This window comes from Ulvibacterium sp. (genome assembly GCF_965248315.1).
Classification (GTDB): Bacteria; Bacteroidota; Bacteroidia; order Flavobacteriales; family Flavobacteriaceae; genus Ulvibacterium.
Genome location: NZ_CBDFIX010000002.1, coordinates 2,141,703 through 2,162,852, shown reverse-complemented (window position 1 = coordinate 2,162,852; position 21,150 = coordinate 2,141,703). Strand labels below are relative to the sequence as shown.

At 42.3% G+C, this 21,150-nt stretch carries 19 protein-coding genes and 2 tRNA genes; 11 read left to right on the top strand and 10 right to left on the bottom strand.

Going from position 1 to position 21,150, the window contains the following annotated elements:
- The first annotated feature begins 32 nt into the window (after window positions 1-32).
- On the top strand, window positions 33-854 hold the full coding sequence (folP, locus tag ACP2AF_RS10905) for a dihydropteroate synthase (protein WP_425236184.1): 822 nt from the start codon (window positions 33-35) through the stop codon (window positions 852-854).
- 56 nt (window positions 855-910) lie between these two features.
- Complete coding sequence (locus ACP2AF_RS10900) at window positions 911-1,696, top strand: diadenylate cyclase (protein ID WP_425236183.1); 786 nt, start codon at window positions 911-913, stop codon at window positions 1,694-1,696.
- Here ACP2AF_RS10900 and ACP2AF_RS10895 read toward each other — a convergent pair whose 3' ends face one another.
- Window positions 1,697-3,463, bottom strand: a complete 1,767-nt coding sequence (locus tag ACP2AF_RS10895) for an ABC transporter ATP-binding protein (RefSeq protein ID WP_425236182.1) — start codon at window positions 3,461-3,463, stop codon at window positions 1,697-1,699.
- On the bottom strand, window positions 3,435-4,208 hold the full coding sequence (gene truA, locus ACP2AF_RS10890; protein WP_425236181.1) for a tRNA pseudouridine(38-40) synthase TruA: 774 nt from the start codon (window positions 4,206-4,208) through the stop codon (window positions 3,435-3,437). Before truA ends, ACP2AF_RS10895 begins: the two co-directional genes overlap by 29 nt.
- A gap of 200 nt (window positions 4,209-4,408) precedes the next feature.
- Here truA and ACP2AF_RS10885 point away from each other — a divergent pair, with 200 nt between their 5' ends.
- From ACP2AF_RS10885 to ACP2AF_RS10870, 4 genes are all read left to right on the top strand, one after another.
- Window positions 4,409-4,903 (top strand): metallophosphoesterase family protein, encoded by a 495-nt coding sequence (locus tag ACP2AF_RS10885; protein ID WP_425236180.1) that lies wholly within the window; start codon window positions 4,409-4,411, stop codon window positions 4,901-4,903.
- 186 nt (window positions 4,904-5,089) lie between these two features.
- A complete protein-coding gene (locus tag ACP2AF_RS10880; protein WP_425236179.1) occupies window positions 5,090-6,514 on the top strand; it encodes an alkaline phosphatase D family protein in 1,425 nt (474 codons plus the stop codon).
- Window positions 6,515-6,613: 99 nt separating this feature from the next.
- The gene (locus tag ACP2AF_RS10875; protein ID WP_120713182.1) at window positions 6,614-6,961 is read left to right on the top strand and encodes an ArsR/SmtB family transcription factor; all 348 of its coding nucleotides are present in this window, start codon (window positions 6,614-6,616) and stop codon (window positions 6,959-6,961) included.
- Window positions 6,958-7,416 (top strand): SRPBCC domain-containing protein, encoded by a 459-nt coding sequence (locus ACP2AF_RS10870; protein ID WP_425236178.1) that lies wholly within the window; start codon window positions 6,958-6,960, stop codon window positions 7,414-7,416. The genes ACP2AF_RS10875 and ACP2AF_RS10870 overlap by 4 nt, the downstream gene beginning before the upstream one ends.
- 75 nt (window positions 7,417-7,491) lie before the next feature.
- Here ACP2AF_RS10870 and ACP2AF_RS10865 read toward each other — a convergent pair whose 3' ends face one another.
- Window positions 7,492-7,902, bottom strand: a complete 411-nt coding sequence (locus ACP2AF_RS10865) for a DUF4293 domain-containing protein (protein ID WP_425236177.1) — start codon at window positions 7,900-7,902, stop codon at window positions 7,492-7,494.
- A 194-nt stretch (window positions 7,903-8,096) separates the two neighbouring features.
- On the opposite strand from ACP2AF_RS10865, the gene rho reads away from it, so the two are divergent.
- Window positions 8,097-9,659, top strand: a complete 1,563-nt coding sequence (gene rho / locus ACP2AF_RS10860) for a transcription termination factor Rho (protein WP_425236176.1) — start codon at window positions 8,097-8,099, stop codon at window positions 9,657-9,659.
- Window positions 9,660-9,741: 82 nt separating this feature from the next.
- Window positions 9,742-10,500 carry a HEAT repeat domain-containing protein gene (locus tag ACP2AF_RS10855; RefSeq protein ID WP_425236175.1) on the top strand — a complete coding sequence of 253 codons (759 nt, stop codon included), beginning with the start codon at window positions 9,742-9,744 and terminating at the stop codon, window positions 10,498-10,500.
- A 49-nt stretch (window positions 10,501-10,549) separates the two neighbouring features.
- On the opposite strand, the gene ACP2AF_RS10850 is transcribed toward ACP2AF_RS10855, so the two are convergent.
- The 5 genes from ACP2AF_RS10850 to proS form a co-directional block, all read right to left on the bottom strand.
- On the bottom strand, window positions 10,550-11,545 hold the full coding sequence (locus tag ACP2AF_RS10850) for a fasciclin domain-containing protein (protein WP_425236174.1): 996 nt from the start codon (window positions 11,543-11,545) through the stop codon (window positions 10,550-10,552).
- A 280-nt stretch (window positions 11,546-11,825) separates the two neighbouring features.
- Window positions 11,826-12,077 carry a 30S ribosomal protein S20 gene (gene rpsT / locus ACP2AF_RS10845; RefSeq protein WP_282161243.1) on the bottom strand — a complete coding sequence of 84 codons (252 nt, stop codon included), beginning with the start codon at window positions 12,075-12,077 and terminating at the stop codon, window positions 11,826-11,828.
- 46 nt (window positions 12,078-12,123) lie between these two features.
- Window positions 12,124-12,195 (bottom strand) — tRNA-Glu (locus ACP2AF_RS10840).
- 72 nt (window positions 12,196-12,267) lie between these two features.
- Window positions 12,268-12,339 (bottom strand) — tRNA-Glu (locus ACP2AF_RS10835).
- A 109-nt stretch (window positions 12,340-12,448) separates the two neighbouring features.
- Complete coding sequence (gene proS, locus ACP2AF_RS10830; protein ID WP_425236173.1) at window positions 12,449-13,924, bottom strand: proline--tRNA ligase; 1,476 nt, start codon at window positions 13,922-13,924, stop codon at window positions 12,449-12,451.
- 92 nt (window positions 13,925-14,016) lie between these two features.
- Between proS and ACP2AF_RS10825 the strand changes: the two genes are divergently transcribed.
- Both ACP2AF_RS10825 and ACP2AF_RS10820 read left to right on the top strand, forming a co-directional pair.
- Window positions 14,017-15,342, top strand: a complete 1,326-nt coding sequence (locus ACP2AF_RS10825; RefSeq protein WP_425236172.1) for a hypothetical protein — start codon at window positions 14,017-14,019, stop codon at window positions 15,340-15,342.
- Between the two features lie 42 nt (window positions 15,343-15,384).
- A complete protein-coding gene (locus ACP2AF_RS10820) occupies window positions 15,385-16,890 on the top strand; it encodes an OmpP1/FadL family transporter (RefSeq protein WP_425236171.1) in 1,506 nt (501 codons plus the stop codon).
- Window positions 16,891-16,944: 54 nt separating this feature from the next.
- Here the strand turns inward: ACP2AF_RS10820 and ACP2AF_RS10815 are convergent, their stop codons facing one another.
- Both ACP2AF_RS10815 and ACP2AF_RS10810 read right to left on the bottom strand, forming a co-directional pair.
- Entirely contained in the window at window positions 16,945-18,390 is a 1,446-nt protein-coding gene (locus ACP2AF_RS10815; RefSeq protein WP_425236170.1) for a T9SS type B sorting domain-containing protein, read from the bottom strand.
- A gap of 129 nt (window positions 18,391-18,519) precedes the next feature.
- Complete coding sequence (locus ACP2AF_RS10810; protein ID WP_425236169.1) at window positions 18,520-20,325, bottom strand: T9SS type B sorting domain-containing protein; 1,806 nt, start codon at window positions 20,323-20,325, stop codon at window positions 18,520-18,522.
- Between the two features lie 136 nt (window positions 20,326-20,461).
- Between ACP2AF_RS10810 and folE the strand changes: the two genes are divergently transcribed.
- Window positions 20,462-21,145 (top strand): GTP cyclohydrolase I FolE, encoded by a 684-nt coding sequence (gene folE, locus ACP2AF_RS10805; RefSeq protein ID WP_425236168.1) that lies wholly within the window; start codon window positions 20,462-20,464, stop codon window positions 21,143-21,145.
- The last annotated feature ends 5 nt before the right edge of the window (window positions 21,146-21,150 follow it).

Below are 21,150 nucleotides of genomic sequence, written 5' to 3'. Positions count from 1 at the left end.
AATAATGAATCTCGAGCATCAACCCAATTTGTATGACAATTAATTGTAAGGGAACACTCCTAGATTTAAAAATACCCAAGATAATGGGCATTCTTAATATTACCCCGGATTCCTTTTTTGATGGAGGAAAATATAAGGATGAAAAAACGATAGTTTCCCAAGTAGAAAAAATGTTAGATGAAGGCGCTACTTTTATTGACGTTGGCGCTCAAAGTTCCCGACCCGGTGCCGAGTTGATTTCCAAGAGGGAAGAACTGGATCGAATCCTACCGATTGTCAATTTGCTCATCAATGAATTTCCCGAAATTGTATTGTCCATAGATACTTTTAGGAGCAAGGTAGCTGAAAAATGTATAGAGGCCGGTGCTGCATTGATCAACGATATATCTGGTGGAAACCTGGATAAAGCCATGTTACCTGCGGTAGCCCAATTGAAGGTGCCCATCATTTTGATGCATATGAGGGGGGAACCCAAGACCATGCAACAACAGACGGATTACAATAATTTAATCCCTGACATACAATATTACTTTTCAGAACGGATAGCCAAAGCCCGTTCCTTTGGAATACACGACATTATTATTGATCCAGGTTTTGGTTTTTCCAAGACCCTGAGTCAGAATTATGAATTATTGCAAAAATTGGATCTCCTACAGAATCTTGGACTTCCCCTTCTTACTGGGCTAAGCAGAAAGTCAATGATATACAAGACGTTGGATATTGATGCAAAACAGGCTTTGAACGGGACTACCGCCCTAAATATGTATGCCCTGCAAAAAGGGGTGTCCATTTTAAGGGTCCATGATGTAAAGGAAGCTATGGAATGTATAAAACTTTCAGCGGCCTTGGTATAAAAACTTCAACTTCTTTGTTCATCTATTTTTCCTAATTTTACAAAAACTGCCATTAATTGGATTTTCTGAATTTTATCGACTTTAAGATAACCGATGTCTTGGACATTGTTTTGGTCGCAGTTCTCCTCTATTACATCTACAAATTGGTCCGTGGTTCCGTGGCCATTAATATTTTTATAGGCATCGTTATCGTTTGGGCCTTCTGGAAACTCACGGAGCTTTTGGGAATGGAAATGATCAGCAGCATGGTAGGAGCTTTTATGCAGGTAGGACTCATTGCCTTGATCATAGTGTTTCAACAGGAAATCCGAAAATTCTTGCTGATGATAGGGTCCACAAATTTTGCCAATAAACGTAACTTTATCAGGCACTTTAAGTTTTTAAGGGGGGACGGGTTGTCATCAAGTATCGATGTGGATTCTATTTTGGGAGCTTGCGAAAAAATGGCCACTACCAAAACAGGGGCCATTATTGTTATTGGCAGAAACAACTCCCTGGATTTTGTAAAGTCTTCTGGAGACCCCATGTACATTGAAGTAAACCAACCTATTTTGGAGAGTATTTTTTACAAAAACAGCCCACTGCACGATGGGGCAACTGTTATTGAAAATAACCATATTGTGGCTACAAGGGTTATCCTTCCGGTTTCCAATGAACGAAATATCCCGTTGCGTTTTGGGTTGAGACATCGCGCCGCTGTGGGAATTACGGAAAAGACAGATGCTTTGGCCTTGGTGGTCAGCGAAGAGACAGGGGTCATCTCCTATATAAAAAACGGGGGATTTGTAAGTTTTGGTGATTTAACACAATTGGCCACAATGCTGAAGGACGATATTATTTAATTAGGCCACTTCCTCCGCCAAGAACTGGGCTTCGTAAAGTTTACTATAGTATCCGCCTCTTTCAAGTAGCTCTTTATGGGTTCCCGTTTCCACTATTCTTCCGGCATCCATAACCAAAATCTTATTGGCTTTTTTTACAGTAGCCAAACGATGGGCAATAATAATGGAAGTACGACCCTGGGTGATTTTCTCGGTTGCCTGCTGTATTAATTGTTCGGAATAGGTATCTACGGAAGAGGTGGCCTCGTCCAGGATGAGTATGCTCGGGTTGCTTACATAGGCCCGCAGAAATGCTATCAATTGCCGCTGACCACTAGAAAGCATAGTGCCCCTTTCCTTTACATTGTATCCATATCCCTCCGGCAAACTACTGATAAATTCATGTACCCCTATTTTTTTGGCTGCCTCTTCAATAGCTTTCACGGATATTGACGCATCCTTCAAAGAAATGTTATTGGCAATGGTATCCGCAAAAAGGAATACGTCTTGCAGCACCACGGCAATATGAGACCGCAAGGAAGCCAGTTGAAAATCCTTGATATCCGTTCCATCTACGAAAATAGTCCCGGAATTGATTTCATAAAATCGATTCAATAAGTTAATGATGGTAGATTTTCCAGCTCCTGTAGCCCCTACAATAGCAATGGTTTCCCCTGCCTTAACATCAAAGGAAATGCCATGGAGTACCTCCTCATCCTCCAAATAACCAAAACGCACCGCTGAGAACCGGATATCGCCTCGAACATTTTCTTTCACAATAGTACCCACATCCTGAATGTGACTGTTCGTATCCAATATACCAAATACCCGATTGGCGGCCACCATACCCATTTGCAGGGTATTGAATTTATCCGCTATTTGGCGTAACGGTCTAAAAAGAATTTCAATGTATAGTATAAAAGCAAAAATGGTTCCCGCAATATCTACTGTGATATTGGCTACGTTCTGTAGTCCTCCATACCAAACTACTAAACCTACTGCTACCGACGAGACGATTTCGGCAATTGGGAAAAAAATGGAATTATACCATACCGTTTTCAGCCAAGCATTTTGATGTTTCTCATTAATTTCCCGGAATTTGTCACTTTCAATCTTTTCCCGAGTAAACAACTGCACGATCTTCATACCTGTAATGCGTTCCTGTACAAATGAGTTGAGATTTGCCACTTCGGCCCGGACTTCTATAAAAGCTACTTTCATTGCCCTTTGAAAAAGTCGTGTGGCATATAAAATAATAGGGAGGAGTACAAAGACCAATAAGGATAACTTCCAATTCATGTACAACATCATGGCCGCCGCTGCTAACATTTTCAACAAATCCGCCACGATCATGAAAAACCCTTGGCTAAAGATTTCCCCTATACGTTGCATATCCGCTACGGCCCTGGTCACCAAAACCCCGATCGAGGAATTATCAAAATATTTCATGCGGAAACCCAACATATGTTGAAAGAGGTTAATACGCACATCTTTTATAACAGATTCACCCAACCAGTTAGCGTAATAGTTGAATAACAATTGGCTAACAACTTGTGCCAAGAGGACGCCCAACATTCCCAAGGAAAGATATAATAGCTTCTGCGCATCTGGCTGGATAATTGCGTCGTCTATTATTTTTTGTAGAATGTATGGGCCTAATACGGCAAACACGGATAATAGAATAGCTGCCAGGGCCACCCCGTAAAAGGTAAGCCTGTAGGGCCGGGTATGGGCCATTAATCGTTTAAAAAGGCGAACATCAAACGCTTTTCCCGAATCTTGGTTCATGGGTACTTACAATCGTATTTGGATAGCCAATGGTGGTCAAATATAATCCTTTTGCAGGGACGGAAGGGCCCGCTTTTTGTCGATCTCCACTTTTTAGGATAGTATTAACATCGTCTACCGTCCATCGCTCCATACCTACTTCCAACAGCGTCCCTACTATGGCCCGTACCATATTCCGCAAAAAGCGATTGGCGGTGATGGTAAAAATCAGTTTGTCGTTTGTATCCTGCCAGAAAGCTTCCTTGATGTTGCACAAATAAGTTTTTACATCCGTATTGGACTTGGAAAAACATTCAAAGTCCTGATGTTCCAACAATAAGTTGGCGGCTTCGTTCATAGGCCCAATAGCCAAAGGATGTCTTAGATAATAGGCTGAATCCGCATAAAATGGGTTCTTTTCCTGAACGACCCAATATACGTAGGTTCGGGATAGGGCATCAAAACGAGCATGGGCATTGGAGGGCACCTCAAAGATTTGCTGTACGGCAATATCCGCTGGTAAATATGCATTTAGTCGATGCGTTAATTGCGCAGGGTTAGCTATGGGCTCCGTATCAAAATGTGCGAACATTTGTCGCGCATGGACACCTGTATCGGTACGCCCGGCGCCTACAAGTTCTATGGGGTGTCTCAGGATCGTGGAAAAAGCCTCTTCCAAAACCTGTTGTACGGTAATGGCATTCGGCTGATTTTGCCAACCGTGATACGACTTACCGAAGTATGAGAATTGAACAAAATATCTCAAAGGGATATACTAGTTTTGTGATGGTAAATATAAAGGTTCTTACAGGATACCAAGGTTTGGTCTGAATTATCCGATTATTCCAAAATCCCGCAAACGCTAAAAATGACAAAAATTTTATTGCTCTCCGATACCCTTCGACATGCTCAGGGTCCAAATGTAGAAAAAGGAATCTTAAACGTATCATCGATTAAACCCGAAGGATGAAAAGAATATTACTACTTTCGGATACCCATGGCCATATGGACGCTACTATTTTGAAGTATGTGGCACAGGCCGATGAAGTTTGGCACGCAGGAGACATTGGAAATCTAAAGATAACGGATACCCTGACCCAGTTAAGACCGCTAAGAGCAGTCTATGGCAATATTGACGATTCAACAATCCAAAAGGAATTTCCTCTGGATAATCGATTTAAATGTGAAGGAGTAGATGTATACATGACCCATATTGGAGGGTATCCCCCAAAATATAATCCTAGAACGCGAAAGAAAATCTTGGAAAAACCTCCTAAATTGTTCATCTGCGGGCATTCTCATATCCTAAAGGTAATGATGGACAAAACGCTTGGCGTGCTCCATATGAACCCCGGGGCTTGTGGAAGACATGGCTTTCATCAGGTACGGACCATGTTGCGTTTTGTAATAGATGGGGACAATATCAAGGATCTGGAGGTGGTAGAATTGGGCAAGCGGTAGATTTGGTTTAGTTTTAAGGATTTTGATATTGAAATAATACTAATAATTGCATCTCGAAATGTTCCTATATTTCGCCTAAAAGAGATTTTGGGAAACAACACTTTTAAGAATTTTTCGGGCCTTTTAAGCATTTAAAAGTACTATTCTGAACAACAAATCATAGAACGATATTCGCATACTGTCAAAATGGAAAACAAGATTTTACTCCTCGTCCTATTCCTTACTTCCTCGCTTTGCCACAATCTTAAGGCCCAAGAAATTGATAATCAAGTATACTTCACTACAGGGTTTAAAATTGGAGAAGTAACCGATACATCGGCAGTTCTATTGACGCGCTTATGCAAAACATCCAAACCTGTGGCCGTTCATCACCAACGGAAGGAGGCTCCATTTAAAAGCCCCATAGATTTTGATAACACTGCTTCCATACATAATATGGAAGGGGCCGTGGAAGGCTCCTTTGGTCAAGTAAAAGTACGATTGCTGTCCAATGATACCTTAATCCAGACCAAGTGGACATACGTCTCGGCCTACAAAGACTTTACCATTAAAAGAAAATTTGAAAACCTACGACCCAATACCACATATACCATTACTATTGAGGGAAGAAAAGAAGAAGAATCGCCAACAACCCATATCAAAGGCAAATTTACCACTGCACCATCCCAAAATGAAGCGGTTCCCATATTGTTTACATCATCTACATGCCAATACTATTGGTCCTACGATAACCCCGAACGTGGGTTTAAGATTTATGATAGTATGTTAAAATTGGATCCATTGTTTCATTGCCAAACAGGGGATTATGTGTATTATGACAAACCCGGGCCCATGGCCTATACGGTTCCGCTGGCAAGGCATAAATGGCATGCCATGAATTCCTGGCCGTCTCTAGCGGATTTCTACAAGGCAACGCCTTTGTACATCCAAAAGGACGATCATGACTTATTAAAGGACGACGCAACCCCGTATTCATCTCCATTTGGGGAATTAACTTTTGAGGACGGACTTTCTATTTGGAGGGAGCAGGTACCGATTATGGGGAAACCATATAGAACCTTTCGTTGGGGAAAGGATTTACAGATATGGGTCGTAGAGGGACGGGAATTTAGAAGTGATAACAATATTCCAGATGGTAAGAACAAGACCATATGGGGCCGTGAACAAATTAATTGGTTCAAAAAAACCGTACAATCCTCGGATGCCACCTTTAAAGTACTCGTTTCCCCTACTCCAATCGTGGGACCGGACCGCCCCAAAGGTAAATTCGATAATCATTCCAATGCTTCATTTGAGACAGAGGGCACGTGGTTACGCCAGTATCTTGCGGACCAAAACGTATTTGTAATCAATGGTGACCGGCATTGGCAATATGTTTCCGTGGACCCTAAGACGGGTCTTTGGGAGTTTAGCCAAGGACCTGTAAGCGATACCCATGCCCAAGGATGGAATCCTGACAACGTAAAACCCGAACATCGGTTTTTGCGGGTAAAAGGTGGATTTTTAGCTACCAAGGTCTATCGGGAAGATGGTATACCGATTATTAAGTTTATGCATTGTGATGTTGATGGCAAGCTAATGCATGAAGAAAAAATATCCGGCAAACAATAGCGTATGCTCCCATTCAAAAACTGCTTTCCATTTTTTTGTTGAAACTATTTGCGTAACCGAACGGTTTCATATATATTTGTAACCGAAAGGTTACATAAAATGCGAAGAGATGTTTTTCAAGCCATTGCCGATCCTGTACGAAGAGACATTATTCAGCTATTGGCGGAGGAAACGCTTACCATAAATTCTGTTGCTGAGAGATTTGACGTAAGCCGACCTGCCATTTCCAAACATCTCAAAATCCTTGAGGAATGCGGAATTATTGCCATCAACAAGCAAGGCCGGGAGCGCTATTGTCAAATACGACCCAAAGAGCTTATCCCAGCTTTTTTATGGATCGATCAATACAAAAAACTTTGGGAGGACAAACTGGATTCCTTTGAAGATTATTTAACCAAATTACAAACCCGCCTACCCAATGAGGAGGCCAATAAATCAAAAAAATGAGTATTCCGGAAGAAGCAAAAAACCGAACCCTGACCATAGAAAGAACTTTTAAAGCGCCCTTGGCCCTGGTGTGGCAGGCTTGGACGCAACCTGAACATATTGCCCACTGGTGGGGACCCCAGGGAATGGAAACGGAAGTGATTGAGCACAATTTTCATGTAGGCGGCCGATGGAAATATAGTATGCTAATGCCGGATGGGAGTACGTTTATAACGGAAGGCGTCTATTCGGAAATCGTTGAATTTGAAAAGATAGTGACTTCCGCAGATTTTAAGCCTATGACGGAGAATGTAGAATTACATATCCATTTTGAGGAAAATGGGGATACGACCCACTTTACTTTTCACGTACTGCATGAAACCGAGGAATATTGCAGGCAACAGGAAAAAATGGGCTTTTACAATGGTTGGGGCTCCACGTTCGACCGTTTGGACTCCTATGTGAACAAATCCTAATGAAAAAAATCATATATGCAAAAGACCCTGGAACAAGCCAGGGTCTTACACACTAATACTACTAAGATGTTAGGTTCAACGTAAACGATCTACAGATTTTACAAGATCTTCATCCTTTTTGATGGCCCTGTTGGCCAGAACCAGAAAAACGATAGAAAATACAGGAATCAACATCCCAATACCCTTCTCCGAGACAACGGTCTCTCCGGATAAGTTTAGCGATCGATACACGAAAAATCCCAGTAAAAAAAGATTCAATATTATATTCAATCTGTTTACTACAAATTGATTCTTTCTATTTTTAAAAAGCAATATAGCTACTACTGCTAAGATGGAAGAACCATAGAAAACCAAGGAAATCCATACTTCGTTCCTAGCAAATATTTCATTTCCTTCACCGTCCGACCAAAGATTTGCCCAAAAAGGCAAGACAGCTCCCAAAAGCACTACGACAAAAAGATAAACAGTCTGTATACGTTGTATCATTGCCATTACCGTATTACGGACTGCAAAAATAAGGGTCTTTTTAAAATTTATCCCTCAATTGTTGAAAATAATTTGTATTATTGTGGCGTTATTAGTTATAGCACTTACCTGCAGGGAAATCTTTCCCGAGTAATACCCAGATAACAATACACTTCTTGCTACCATTCTAAAACGTATAATTTATACTTTACTTAATGTTTGAGATTTCAGATTTAAAATCGAAAAAGCTTCCTGAGCTTCAGGAAATTGCAAAAGGACTTAACGTACCTAAATTTAAGACTTTAAAAAAATTGGATTTGGTCTACCAAATCCTAGACCTACAAGCTTCCAATCCTAAAGCCACTGCTGAAGTTGCTGCAGCGGCCCCTGCCGAAAAACCAAAAAGGGCGCGGGTATCCCAAGAAAAACCAAAAGAAGAGCAGCAATCGAATTCGCCTCAAAATTCTTCGGAGAACACCAAGCACGAAAATCCACAAAGAAACAAGAATAGCAATCAACCCAGAAAGGATCAACAAAAAGGAGCTCCTCAACATAAAAATCAAAACAAAAAGAACCCGCACCATCAAAAAAACGGCCAGGATAAACGGACTAGCAATTTTGACAAGGACCTGAAAAACAGGTACAAAGAGCCCGAATTCGAATTTGATAGTATTATTGAAAGCGAAGGGGTTTTGGACATTATGCAGGATGGTTACGGTTTTCTAAGATCTTCGGACTATAACTATTTATCCTCCCCGGACGATATTTATGTTTCACAATCGCAAATACGATTATTCGGTCTCAAGACGGGAGATACTGTTTTAGGAAATGTCCGCCCACCAAAAGAAGGAGAAAAATACTTCCCCTTGATCAAGGTAAACAAAATCAATGGTATAGACCCACAAGTGGTCCGCGATCGGGTTTCCTTTGAGCACCTGACCCCTTTGTTCCCGCAGGAAAAATTCAAATTGGCCGAACGACAAAGCAACATTTCCACGCGTATCATAGACTTGTTCTCCCCAATAGGCAAAGGGCAGCGCGGTATGATCGTATCCCAACCCAAAACTGGGAAAACCATGTTGCTCAAGGATATAGCCAATGCCATAGCCGCGAACCATCCGGAAGTATATCAAATCATATTACTTATAGATGAACGACCCGAGGAAGTTACCGATATGCAACGTAACGTACAGGGCGAAGTGGTGGCTTCTACCTTTGATAAGGAAGCTACGGAACACGTGCGCGTGGCCAATATTGTGCTGGAAAAAGCAAAGCGTTTGGTAGAATGTGGGCATGATGTTGTGATACTTTTAGATTCTATTACCCGCTTGGCGCGTGCCTATAACACGGTACAACCTGCTTCTGGAAAGGTATTGAGTGGTGGTGTGGATGCCAATGCATTGCACAAACCCAAACGTTTCTTTGGAGCTGCCCGTAATATTGAGGGAGGAGGATCTCTATCTATCATTGCCACGGCCCTAACGGAAACGGGATCTAAGATGGACGAAGTGATCTTTGAGGAATTCAAGGGCACAGGTAATATGGAACTGCAATTGGATAGGCGTATTTCCAACCGTAGGATATTCCCGGCTATAGATTTGGTTTCCTCTTCTACCCGAAGGGATGATCTTTTATTGGACGAAAACTCCATTCAGCGCATGTGGATCTTACGTAAATATCTAGCGGACATGAATCCTATTGAAGCTATGGAATTTTTGGAACAGCGTATAAAGCAGACCAAGAACAACGAGGAGTTCTTGATGACCATGAACCAATAGGCTTTTAGTTGAAAAGATTAGACCCGATGGCGCATGTCATCGGGTTTTTTGTTTGTAAATTAAGTGGATTAAATAAGTTGGCATGGGTTTTTATGATTTATCCAAATCGGAACGCACCCAATTGGTGGACACCATCTACAAGGAAATTTTCGAAGCCGTTTCCAATTATCAATTGAACGGGATTCGCACTTATTTCTCAGATGAGGATACTTATATTAGGAAAACAGCATATCTGTCCATTGGTAAGTTATATAAGACTACTGAAAAAAAACAGGCAGAAATCCTGAAAATCCTTGATACATTGTTGAAGTCCGATAGTCCTAAGGTGAGGCAAACGACCATAAATGCCGCAGGGGAAATCGGGATGCTAAACTTTGAAATAGTACGGTATTTTTTTGATATAGGTTTATTTGATAACCACCATTCCGTACGAAATGCGGTAATAGGTTCCTTAAAGAAAATGGGAGCAAAGAATCCCATACCCATACTTAAATGGGCAAAAGAATACCTCGAACACCCGGACAAGGAAATACGGCGGGAAATTTGTCATGGCATCGAGTTAAGAGGACGTACCCATCCACAAGATGTGCTACCCTTGTTGGAAAAGCTACAGCATGATGAAACCTCTCGTGTCCGAAATACGCTTATCCATGTACTTGGGCAAATTGCCTACAAGAAGGGGTGTCTGGAAACCGTAGTAGGCACATTGAAATCATGGGATAATACGGAGCTCGTAAAATTGGCCTTGGACGAAATAGTGGATGTTCATCATCGCTATAAAAACTTTGCTTTTTTATCCCAACAGCAGACCATAACCTATATAAATGAAAATTTTAATTGAAGGGACACCCCTAAGGCGTCCCTTGTACTTTCTTCCTTTTAAGAGTATCCTAGTTTTCGGTATTTGGAATCATTACCCTATTAATGACATGCAGTACTCCGTTTGAACCCTGAATGTCAGTCGCGGTGATGGTAGTATCGGTATTACCGCTACCATCGGTAATCAATATAGCATTGTTGCCGGTTACTGTAAAGGTAAGGGTGTCTCCTTCAAGGGTAGACGGGGATTCTTCATTGTTCTCTATATCCGTTGAGACAATATTGGCTCCTCCAATAACATGATGTGCCAATACCGAATTCAACAAGTCTTCATCTATGTCTTCTAGGGAATTCCAATCCGGATTACTAGATAAAAGTGCGTCAAAAGCCGTATCCAATGGTGCAAATAAAGTAAGTAAGCCCGTATCCGACAATACTGTAATGTAATCCACAGAAGGAGTAGCCGAAGTCAGGGCTGTTTCCAACTCCCTGAAACTGGAATCCGCCAATACAAAAGTTGCCAAAGTGGGTAGCCCAATCACCCCGTCAACAATATGTATAGAGCCATTGGAAGCTGCAATATCCCTGCCTCCTGGAGCTACTTTTGCCACATTGTTGAAACCAATGCCGTCCGTTCCATCTACGTACATACTCATTCTGTTCTCCGCTACCGGTGCTTCGGCAAATGTTCTTACGTACCCTGATACATCTATTAGGTTGGTTGAGCGGAACTCTCCGACTAATAGATGGTTTAACAAGACCTGCCTTAGAACATCCACGGGTATGGCATCTATATCGGCAAAATCATTGTCCTCCAAAAATGTAGTAAGAGCTGCATTATTAGGTGCCAAGAGCGTAAAAGAGCCCAATTCCTCTAAACTGGAAACCAAATCTGCTCTTTCCAAAGCCGACTCCAAAAGCGATAAATCGTCTATAGTCTTAACTAGATCAGCAATATTTTCTGGAGGTCTTTGAATACCACCATTGTCATCACTTAAACAGGACGCAGCCATAAGCGCGACCAAGAAAAGGAAAAGAATACTTTTTGATTTGAGGTGCTTTTTCATAGTATATATTTTAAATTCATTTCTTAGTATAGATTAAAAAATGTGTTAATAGTTGCCTCCACAACAAAAAGTTTAACATAATTGGGTTCCAAAAAATGGTTTTGGAAAAGCATTAAAAATCCTATTCGAAAAATAAATGATTCGGAAAGATGTGGTCCAAAATTGGAAATTGTAAGGGAATATAGGTCTTTATGACCTTTTGCAAAGTATTTAGGGGAAACTTCAGAAACAAAAAACGCCCTACAAAAGGGCGTTCTGTTAAATCTTTTTTTTAGAAATTTTATAGGGCGGCCACGTGCTTGGCCAACTTACTCTTCAAATTGGCAGCCTTATTGGCATGAATGATGTTGCGCTTGGCCAATCTATCGATCATGCTAACAACACCCGGCAACATGGCTTCGGCATCCTTTTTCTTCTCTTCGGCACGTAGTTTCTTAATAGCGTTACGCGTAGTCTTGTGTTGATATCTATTTCTCAAACGAACCGCCTCGTTCCTTCGAATCCTCTTTAATGCAGATTTATGATTTGCCATCTTAAATATTATATTATGTTTAAGGGCCAATGCCCATGCTTTCAAGTAGCCCGTAGGGGAATCGAACCCCTGTTACCAGGATGAAAACCTGGCGTCCTAACCCCTAGACGAACGGGCCTAATTATTGAAAAAGGAAGACTAAAAATATTCGGTTTTTAAGTATTCCCCGTTCAGTATCCATTAAACCTTGTAGCCCGTAGGGGAATCGAACCCCTGTTACCAGGATGAAAACCTGGCGTCCTAACCCCTAGACGAACGGGCCATTACCATGCAAAAATGCAAACTTCTATGATATTAATACCATTCAAGCGGGTGCAAAAATACAATTATTTTTAACTATCACAACAACGGATTCTTATTTTTTGCCTGTTTCAATAGGCTTTGGCGAACAGTACTCTTTTAGAGGAAGGTTTACCGGTAACCATACAATTTCCTGCTTCCGTTTTTGCGTCAATTGGAATACAACGAATAGTGGCCTTGGTCTCTTCCTTAATACGGTCTTCGGTTTCTAATGTACCGTCCCAATGTGCCAAAACAAATCCTCCCTTTTCTTCGAGAACGGTTTGGAATTCGTCATAGGAATCGACCTCGGTAATGTGTGCCGTTCTAAATTCCAATGCTTTTTGATAAATGTTTTTCTGGATATCTCCCAACAAGAATTCTATTTTGGAAATCACCTCATCCATTGGCACGGTCTCCTTTTCCAAAGTATCCCTACGTGCTACCTCATAGGTATCATTTTCCATATCGCGCTGACCAATGGCCAAACGTACGGGAACGCCCTTTAATTCATACTCATTGAATTTAAAGCCCGGCTTATGGGTATCCCGGTTGTCAAATTTCACGGATATTCCCTTGTTGCGCAACTCTTTTACCAGTGGATCAACTTTTTCGGAAATAGCCTCTAATTGCTGTATCCCTTTATAAATTGGTACAATCACAACTTGGATAGGTGCTAATTTTGGAGGGAGTACAAGTCCGTTATCATCACTATGGGTCATGACCAAAGCTCCCATAAGTCGGGTGGACACCCCCCAAGATGTGGCCCATACATGTTCTTGTTTTCCATCCCTAGTAGCAAATTTTACGTCAAAGGCCTTGGCAAAATTCTGCCCTAAAAAGTGCGATGTCCCTGCCTGAAGGGCCTTCCCATCTTGCATCAACGCCTCAATACAGTAAGTCTCTATGGCACCGGCAAAGCGCTCACTCTCGGTTTTAATTCCTTTTATGACCGGCACGGCCATATGACCCTCGACAAAATCAGCATATAAGTGCATTATTTTTTCCGCTTCTTCGATGGCTTCATTCTCGGTTTCGTGGGCTGTATGTCCCTCCTGCCAAAGAAACTCGGCAGTGCGCAAAAACAATCGTGTCCGCATCTCCCATCGCACCACATTGGCCCATTGATTTATCAAAAGAGGTAAATCCCTGTAGGATTGAATCCATTTTCTATATGTATCCCAAATAATGGTTTCCGATGTGGGTCTTACGATAAGCTCTTCCTCCAAACGCGCCTCGGGATCTACTACGATTCCGCTGCCATCTTCAGCATTTTTTAATCTATAATGCGTAACTACGGCGCACTCTTTGGCAAACCCCTCCACATGACTGGCCTCTTTGCTTAAATACGATTTGGGTATGAATAGGGGAAAATAGGCATTTTCATGCCCCGTTTCTTTGAACATCTTGTCCAAGCCGGCCTGCATTTTTTCCCATATGGCAAAACCATAGGGTTTAATGACCATACATCCCCTTACGCCAGAGTTTTCGGCCAAATCAGCTTTAATGACCAGTTCATTATACCATTTGGAATAATCATCGCTACGCTTTGTCAAATTTTTACCCATTATCCGTAGTTTGGCACAAAACTTGTGCATGTGTATGCAAAATAACTCGGTAAAACTAGTTATTTTTAATATGTCCAACAATTAAAATTACTATGATGATACGTTCTCTACCCCACCACAAAATATACCCCTTGGCCTTTGCCATTAGTATCGGTTTTTTGGTCGTTTCCTGTGGATCCTATCAACAGGCTTCCTATTACGATAATGATGGTATTTATACCAGTGATAATGTCCGCGTTGTTGAGAAAAACCCTCGACAAGGCAGATCGGTCAAAAAACAAAATGAGAACAACACCTATGCGGATTATTTTGGAAGAAAGGCAGATGAAGTGGAGGAAATTCTGGAAGGTGAAATCTTTACGGATATCGATTCCTATAGCAGTACTGTTGAAAACGACAGTATAGCCGAGCAGGATCGGTTAACAGATTATTTTGACAACAACGATAATGATTATGTGGGCTATGCAGGATGGGGAGACAATGCCACCAGTGTAAATATCAATATATACGACAACAACTGGGGCTGGGGCGGTGCCTGGGGCTGGGGCGGAGGCTTTGGTTGGGGTTGGAACGACCCATGGCTCTGGAACGGCTGGGGCTGGGGCGGCGCCTGGGGTTGGGGTTGGAACAATCCATGGAGATGGAACCGTTGGGGCTGGGGAGGCGGCTGGGGCTGGAACAACTGGGGTTGGGCTGGAGGCTACGGCTGGGGCTGGAACAACTGGGGTTGGGGCGGCTACTATGGTCGTAATAGAAGCTTTGCCCTAAATAGAGGTAGGCGTGGCTACTATAATAGAAATACAATTGCCGGTACCGGTAGAAGTAATTTGCGAACTAGGACGTCCAATGTGAGGAATAGGGGTACGTCCACCAGATATAGAAGCAATACGACAAGATCTAGATCTGCTGTGACGCGAAATGGCACAACCCGAAATTCAAGAAGTTATAGAAGTGGAACCACGGCCAGAAGAACCGTGGGCGTAGACAGGAATAGAGCGTATAGAACCAGTAGGAGTACTCGGGCCGTGCCTAGGTATAATAGCTCTTCTAGAAGTCAAAGCTATAGAAACGGAACAGCTAGAAACGGCACCTATAGGAGCGGAGCCAGGACTACTGCACCAAGGAGTTCGGGCTATAGTTCAGGAAATCGAACAAGAAGTAGCAGTGCTTATAGAGGTTCAAGCTCCAGAAGCAATCAATCCTATAGAAGTTCATCACCTAGAACGGGAAGTTATCGTTCCTCAGGAAGTCGGAGTTCAAGCTCAAGGAGCAGCGGAAGCTACCGTTCCGGTGGCAGTTCCAGAAGCTCCGGGGGAAGCTATAGAAGTTCGGGGGGATCGTATAGGTCCTCTGGCGGAGGTAGATCATCGGGAGGTGGTAGGTCTTCAGGTAGAAGTAGTGGAGGTAGAAGAAATTAAGCCCATAAAATCATCAAGAACTTTAGTACTAAATTTTCAATCATGAAAAGTCATTTAACTTTCATCATGCTATTGGCATGTGCAGTAACCAGTGCCCAGAACATCAGCGATGTATTGCGCTATAGTACAGAAAATATTCAGGGGACCGCCCGTTTCCAGGGAATGGGAGGAGCCTTTGGGGCCCTTGGAGGAGATTTGTCCGCCCTAAATACCAATCCTGCAGGTTCAGCGGTTTTTAATAATAGTTTGTTCTCGGTTTCCGGCACACACTATACCATGGACAATACGGCCAATTATTTTAACGGTACAAGCGGAACTACAACCCATGATATAGACCTGAATCAATTAGGAGGTGTATTTGTTTTTAAAAACACCGATGCCAATTCCGACTGGAAAAAATTCTCGCTTGCAGTCAACTATGATGTAGTGGAGAATTTTGATAATGAATTTTTCGTTGCCGGCGACAGCAATCAGGGCATAGACAACTATTTCCTGGACTTTGCACAAGGTGTTCCTTTCGGTTCAATATTATTACAGGATGGAGAGTTCTTGGAGGAAGCGTATCTGGACATAGGAGCTGTACAGGGTTTTGGGGATCAGCAGGCGTTTTTAGGCTATTACGGTGGAATAATAGATCCCGCAGAATTAGAAGATACCAATACTACATATATAAGTAATGCGGACTATAGCTCCGTTAATCAGGAATTTTTGAGAAGTACTTCGGGTTATAATAGTCGATTTACCTTGAATGTCGCTTCGCAATATCGGGAAACTCTTTATCTAGGGGCTTCACTGAATTTCCATAATTTGGTATATGATAGATATGATCAATTTACGGAAAATGGATACGATGCAGATTCCGAAATCCAGTTCACTACTTTTGACAATCTTTTGCACACGGAGGGTACCGGCTTTTCGTTCAGCTTGGGAGCTATAGCAAAATTAAACGAGTTCATAAGAATCGGAGGAAGTTATCAGTCCCCAACTTGGTACCGATTGACGGATGATCTTTCTCAACGAATCAACTCCGATCTTGCCGATGATGATATCAACTTTATCAATTTCAATGTAGTTAATCTTTTTGAAGTATATAGGATTAAAACCCCAGGAAAGATTATCGGAAGTTTGGCCCTGGTTTTCGGGAAGAACGGTTTGCTAAGCTTTGACTATGGCTATCAAGATATGTCACAAGCCGAGCTAAGACCGGACAACGACCCCAGTTTTGCTGTGGTAAATACGGATATTTCAAATCAATTGGGTACGGTTTCCTCATTTAGGGTCGGAGGGGAATATAGAATTGAGCGATTTAGCCTTAGGGGAGGATACCGCTTTGAACAAAGTCCGTATGAAGATGGAAATATTGTAGGAGATCTGGAGGGAATATCTGGTGGTATTGGTTATAGCTTTGGTGCAAGTAGAATTGACCTTGCCGTAAACAGAACGGAATGGGACGTGGCAGAATTTCTTTTTGATACGGGCCTTACGACTCCGGCCGCAGTAAACCGATTAAATACGAATGTAACCTTGGGCTTTACCTTGAATTTTTAAGAAATATAAGGAACTAATAAATAGTAGTTATGGCGGCCAAATGGCCGCCATTTTTTATCGCTTTAGTGTAAAATGTGCTTTCCTGGTCTTTGCTACTACCAACCCTTCCTCGTCCTCGGAGTATTCAAACCTAAACCAATAATCCGAAGAAGGCATGGGCCTTCCATTAAAGGTCCCGTCCCAACCGATTGTAGCGGCATTCAATTGTTTTAAAAGCTTTCCATAACGGTCAAATATAAATACCGCTGGATCAGTCAACGTCTCAATTCCAAGTATGTTCCAAGCATCATGAATTCCATCCCCATTTGGTGTAAAGAATTTGGGGTAACCTACCACTAGGAACTCCAAAGGTTCTGTAGTACCACATCCATTTTTGTCATTGATGATCAACGTATTTAAGCCTGGCGGAATATCCCTAAAAACCGGGTCGTCCTGAAACTCGCCTCCATTAATGGCATATTCATAATCCCCGTCCCCATCCACAAAGATTTCAATGTTGTTCATGTCGGGATCCTCGGATAAATTCGTATCCAGAATCTCTACCCGGTCTAAAACAGGAATCCCATAAAACGTAATAAGAATTCCGCCAACATCGGCAACAGTTGGTGGCGTACCCGTAATTGTAGTAATTTCTGCGAAATAGCGCCCGGAGTTCGGACTGGCAACAATTAATTCGGCACCAAACGGCCCGGTACCGGTCAAGGTATCGTCAATTACCCCGTCATCTTCGTAGTCCACCGTCCAAGCTACATTGGCAATATCGGCACCTGCAGGAGAGTTCAATGCACTAAGTGTTATATCCGGGTCACCTTCACAAGCGATGATGTCCAATCCTAGAAATTCGTCTCGCAATGTACAATCCAACGCTGTATTTTGGTCATCCTCTACGGATGTACCGGTAAACGTAATAGAATAAGGTTCTGGATCGCCATCAAAATTAGTATTGAAATTATTGATAAGGATGTAATAGATTTCTCCAGGTTGTACATCTAACCACTCGTCGTACGTATTTTGGCTACCTACCAAAAAAGGAGCGCCTTCTTGTCCATTTTCAGGATTTACCCCAATTCCCGTAAAATTTGTGTCGTTTACCTCATAGTTACAACGAATAGGTTCCGCAGTACCGTTACTTATGGCTGCGCAATCCACATCGGGCCCATAAACGGCAAAATCCCACTCGGCGGTTACCGTACCCGAACCCCCCACGGGCAAGGCCTCAATATCAAAACCGACCCGTCCTCCTGTTCCGGCCCTAAATACGAACCAAGAAGTATTGTTTTCTATGTTTGCGGAGGCCACACTTCCTTTTTCCAAACAACCTGATCTTCGAATGACATCGGGATCAAAATCATCGATGTCACCACTACCGTCCGCCTCAAAGAATAAAGGACCTTGATCGGCACATACGGGAATAGCGGTTCTACAGTCCGGTGAGTTTTGTGCCTGTATTTCCGAAGTAGTTAGAAATAGGGCACAAATAGCAAAAAAAAGTGTTCGCATAGGGTATGGGGCTTACGTTACACTATTAATCACTAAGAATAACTCGGATAGGTTGGATTTAGTATATTTTGGCCGAAGATTTCTGCCGTTTATCGATGAACTGCTTAAGAAGTGGAAAGTCCAAGAGCTTTAACGACGTAACGAGAAGTGGTTATTTATGTATTTAGCAGTTGTTGGTTCACCGTTAGCGTCCACGTAGGTAAGCTTAAACCAGTAATCCGATGATGGCACTTCCCGGCCGTTGAACCGACCATCCCAATTTGTGGAATTGGAATCCAAACTTTTTAGCAACTTGCCAAAACGGTCAAAAATCGAAACAATAGGGTCTCGAAGGTTTGATATTCCAATGATATGCCAATCATCATTTATATTGTCCCCATTCGGCGTGAAAAATTTAGGGAAGCCAACAACAACTATATTTTCCGTTACGGCGCCACAACCGGATCGATTATTTACTGTAACGCTATGCATTCCCGGAAGTACATCTGAAAATACATTTGTGGATTGGTACACCCCATTATCCAAACGGTATTCAAAGTCGCCTTCAACATTGGTGATTACCGTTACGGAATTGTTATTTTGCAAATCTTCTATAATAACATCCGATATTTCGGGTGGGCGCGAAACTCTGACCGTAACCGTTAACGAACCTGTGCAGTCTTCGCCGTTCTGAGAATTCGTAGCGGTCAGCGTATACGTACCGGCCTGCGATACCACAATAGAAGAGGTGGTTTCCCCGGAATCCCATATGTAATGAAGTGCCGCGTTTGGAAATGGATCTCCGATAGCAATTCCGGAGTTATTTTCACAGATATCTACCTCCGTAGGAAAGTCTAAAATCGGGGTTTGCAAAACCGTTAATTGGAATTGCTGGGACACATCAAAACATCTTGGGTTCTCCAAAGAACTGACCCTAACATAAATAGTCTGTGCCCCTATTCCCGGAATATATTGTTCGGAAAGGACATTTAAACCATTCACAGCATCGGAATAACTCGTATAATAACTAACCCGAAATTCCTGTGGATCCTGACTTCCCAATACTTGGTTATTCTTTTGGAAAAGGTTATACGCTCCCAAGTCCGAACAAATCGTATCATCCGATATTGGAAAGGACATAGGAAGGGCAGAAAATGAAACCTGTACCTCACTTACTATTGTACTACCGGAAGGCAAGGAGACCCTGGTCCTATATAGTGCCGAATTGGTCACCTGCAAAATAGCATTGTTCTCCCCGGACATAAGCTGAAAACCGCTTCCACTATCCATAAACCATTCATAATTTGTTGCATTCGAAGTAGTTGCATCCAATTGTACGATATCGTTTTCACAAGCCGATATAGGAGGTCCCAATAAGTTGTCAATAATGGAACAATCCAAGGCATCATAGGGATTTGTAACAAAAATCTGCCCCGAGAATTGAATAGAAAATCCAGAGTTGTTGTTGCTAAAATTATTGATGAGTAGATAATAATCCTGCCCTGGTGCTACCTGAATCCAATCTTCATATTGCACATTAGCGGTATCTCCGGAAGGATCCTCCCCTATACCTATAAAGGTATTAGCGTCTTGATTGTCAAAAAAATTGCACCGGATCGGATCGCCTAAATTGCTACAATCATTGGTTTGGTATAGGGCAAAATCCCAATCTTCACTACTATCTATTCCGATGTTTATTCCCAATTGCCCACTGGCTCCTGTTCTAAAACGGTACCAAGCCGAGTTGGATTCAATGGCTCCGACCAGGGCTTCCTCCAAACATCCGCTTGTAGCGGCCCCATTGAAATCATCTAGACCAAATCCATGGGTACCCCCGTTTACAGGGGTGTTGTTACAAATGGGTATGGCATTGCTACAATCCGGAGAAACCTGAGCCACAGCATTTTGAACCCTCATAAAAAAGACCAAGGCCAAGATGGCTACAATACATCTCATAGGTAGGTATAATTCTGGAATTTATAAATTTAAAAAGGGGTTTGTGTTAACACTAATTTATGTTGTGTAGAAGGACAAATAGAGCGTAAAGTGCCATTTTATGTATATCTTTGCGCTTCGAACAAGCCACGGCAAAATGAAAATGGACAGCACATTGGAAGAGCATTTTGAGGAGATGGGAGACGACCATGTTTCCGCTTCCGAAGAAACCCCTTTGCGGAAAGACGCTTTTATTTTAGAAGATGGGGAAAAAATCGAAAGAATACAGCAGAACATTAGGGATATAATGCTCACCTTGGGGCTCGACCTTGACGATGATAGCCTAAAAGGAACGCCCAATAGGGTTGCCAAAATGTTCGTCAATGAAATTTTTAGTGGTTTGCATCCCGATCGAAAGCCAAAATCCTCTACGTTTGAGAACAAGTACAAATATGGAGAGATGTTGGTCGAAAAAAATATAACCCTCTACTCCACCTGTGAGCATCATTTATTGCCTATTGTAGGTAAGGCACATGTAGCCTATATTTCCAACGGAACGGTAGTGGGACTTTCTAAAATGAACCGTATTGTGGACTATTATGCCAAAAGGCCGCAGGTCCAGGAACGGATGAACATTCAAATCGTGAAGGAGCTTCAAAATGTGTTGGGGACGGAAGATGTAGCCTGTGTAATAGATGCCAAACATCTTTGTGTAAATTCTAGGGGGATCAGGGATGTTGATAGTAGTACGGTAACGGCGGAATATGGTGGAAAATTTAAGGAAGAGGCAACACGTCGTGAATTTTTGGATTATATTAATCTGGATACCCATTTTGAATAGCCCTG

Coding starts and splice junctions, on each gene's coding strand:
- folP (WP_425236184.1), top strand. CDS start 33: ATGACAATTAATTGTAAGGGAACACTCCTAGATTTAAAAATACCCAAG.
- ACP2AF_RS10895 (WP_425236182.1), bottom strand. CDS start 3,463: ATGAACCAAGATTCGGGAAAAGCGTTTGATGTTCGCCTTTTTAAACGA.
- ACP2AF_RS10885 (WP_425236180.1), top strand. CDS start 4,409: ATGAAAAGAATATTACTACTTTCGGATACCCATGGCCATATGGACGCT.
- ACP2AF_RS10880 (WP_425236179.1), top strand. CDS start 5,090: ATGGAAAACAAGATTTTACTCCTCGTCCTATTCCTTACTTCCTCGCTT.
- ACP2AF_RS10875 (WP_120713182.1), top strand. CDS start 6,614: ATGCGAAGAGATGTTTTTCAAGCCATTGCCGATCCTGTACGAAGAGAC.
- ACP2AF_RS10870 (WP_425236178.1), top strand. CDS start 6,958: ATGAGTATTCCGGAAGAAGCAAAAAACCGAACCCTGACCATAGAAAGA.
- ACP2AF_RS10865 (WP_425236177.1), bottom strand. CDS start 7,902: ATGATACAACGTATACAGACTGTTTATCTTTTTGTCGTAGTGCTTTTG.
- rho (WP_425236176.1), top strand. CDS start 8,097: ATGTTTGAGATTTCAGATTTAAAATCGAAAAAGCTTCCTGAGCTTCAG.
- ACP2AF_RS10855 (WP_425236175.1), top strand. CDS start 9,742: ATGGGTTTTTATGATTTATCCAAATCGGAACGCACCCAATTGGTGGAC.
- ACP2AF_RS10850 (WP_425236174.1), bottom strand. CDS start 11,545: ATGAAAAAGCACCTCAAATCAAAAAGTATTCTTTTCCTTTTCTTGGTC.
- rpsT (WP_282161243.1), bottom strand. CDS start 12,077: ATGGCAAATCATAAATCTGCATTAAAGAGGATTCGAAGGAACGAGGCG.
- proS (WP_425236173.1), bottom strand. CDS start 13,924: ATGGGTAAAAATTTGACAAAGCGTAGCGATGATTATTCCAAATGGTAT.
- ACP2AF_RS10825 (WP_425236172.1), top strand. CDS start 14,017: ATGATGATACGTTCTCTACCCCACCACAAAATATACCCCTTGGCCTTT.
- ACP2AF_RS10820 (WP_425236171.1), top strand. CDS start 15,385: ATGAAAAGTCATTTAACTTTCATCATGCTATTGGCATGTGCAGTAACC.
- ACP2AF_RS10815 (WP_425236170.1), bottom strand. CDS start 18,390: ATGCGAACACTTTTTTTTGCTATTTGTGCCCTATTTCTAACTACTTCG.
- ACP2AF_RS10810 (WP_425236169.1), bottom strand. CDS start 20,325: ATGAGATGTATTGTAGCCATCTTGGCCTTGGTCTTTTTTATGAGGGTT.
- folE (WP_425236168.1), top strand. CDS start 20,462: ATGAAAATGGACAGCACATTGGAAGAGCATTTTGAGGAGATGGGAGAC.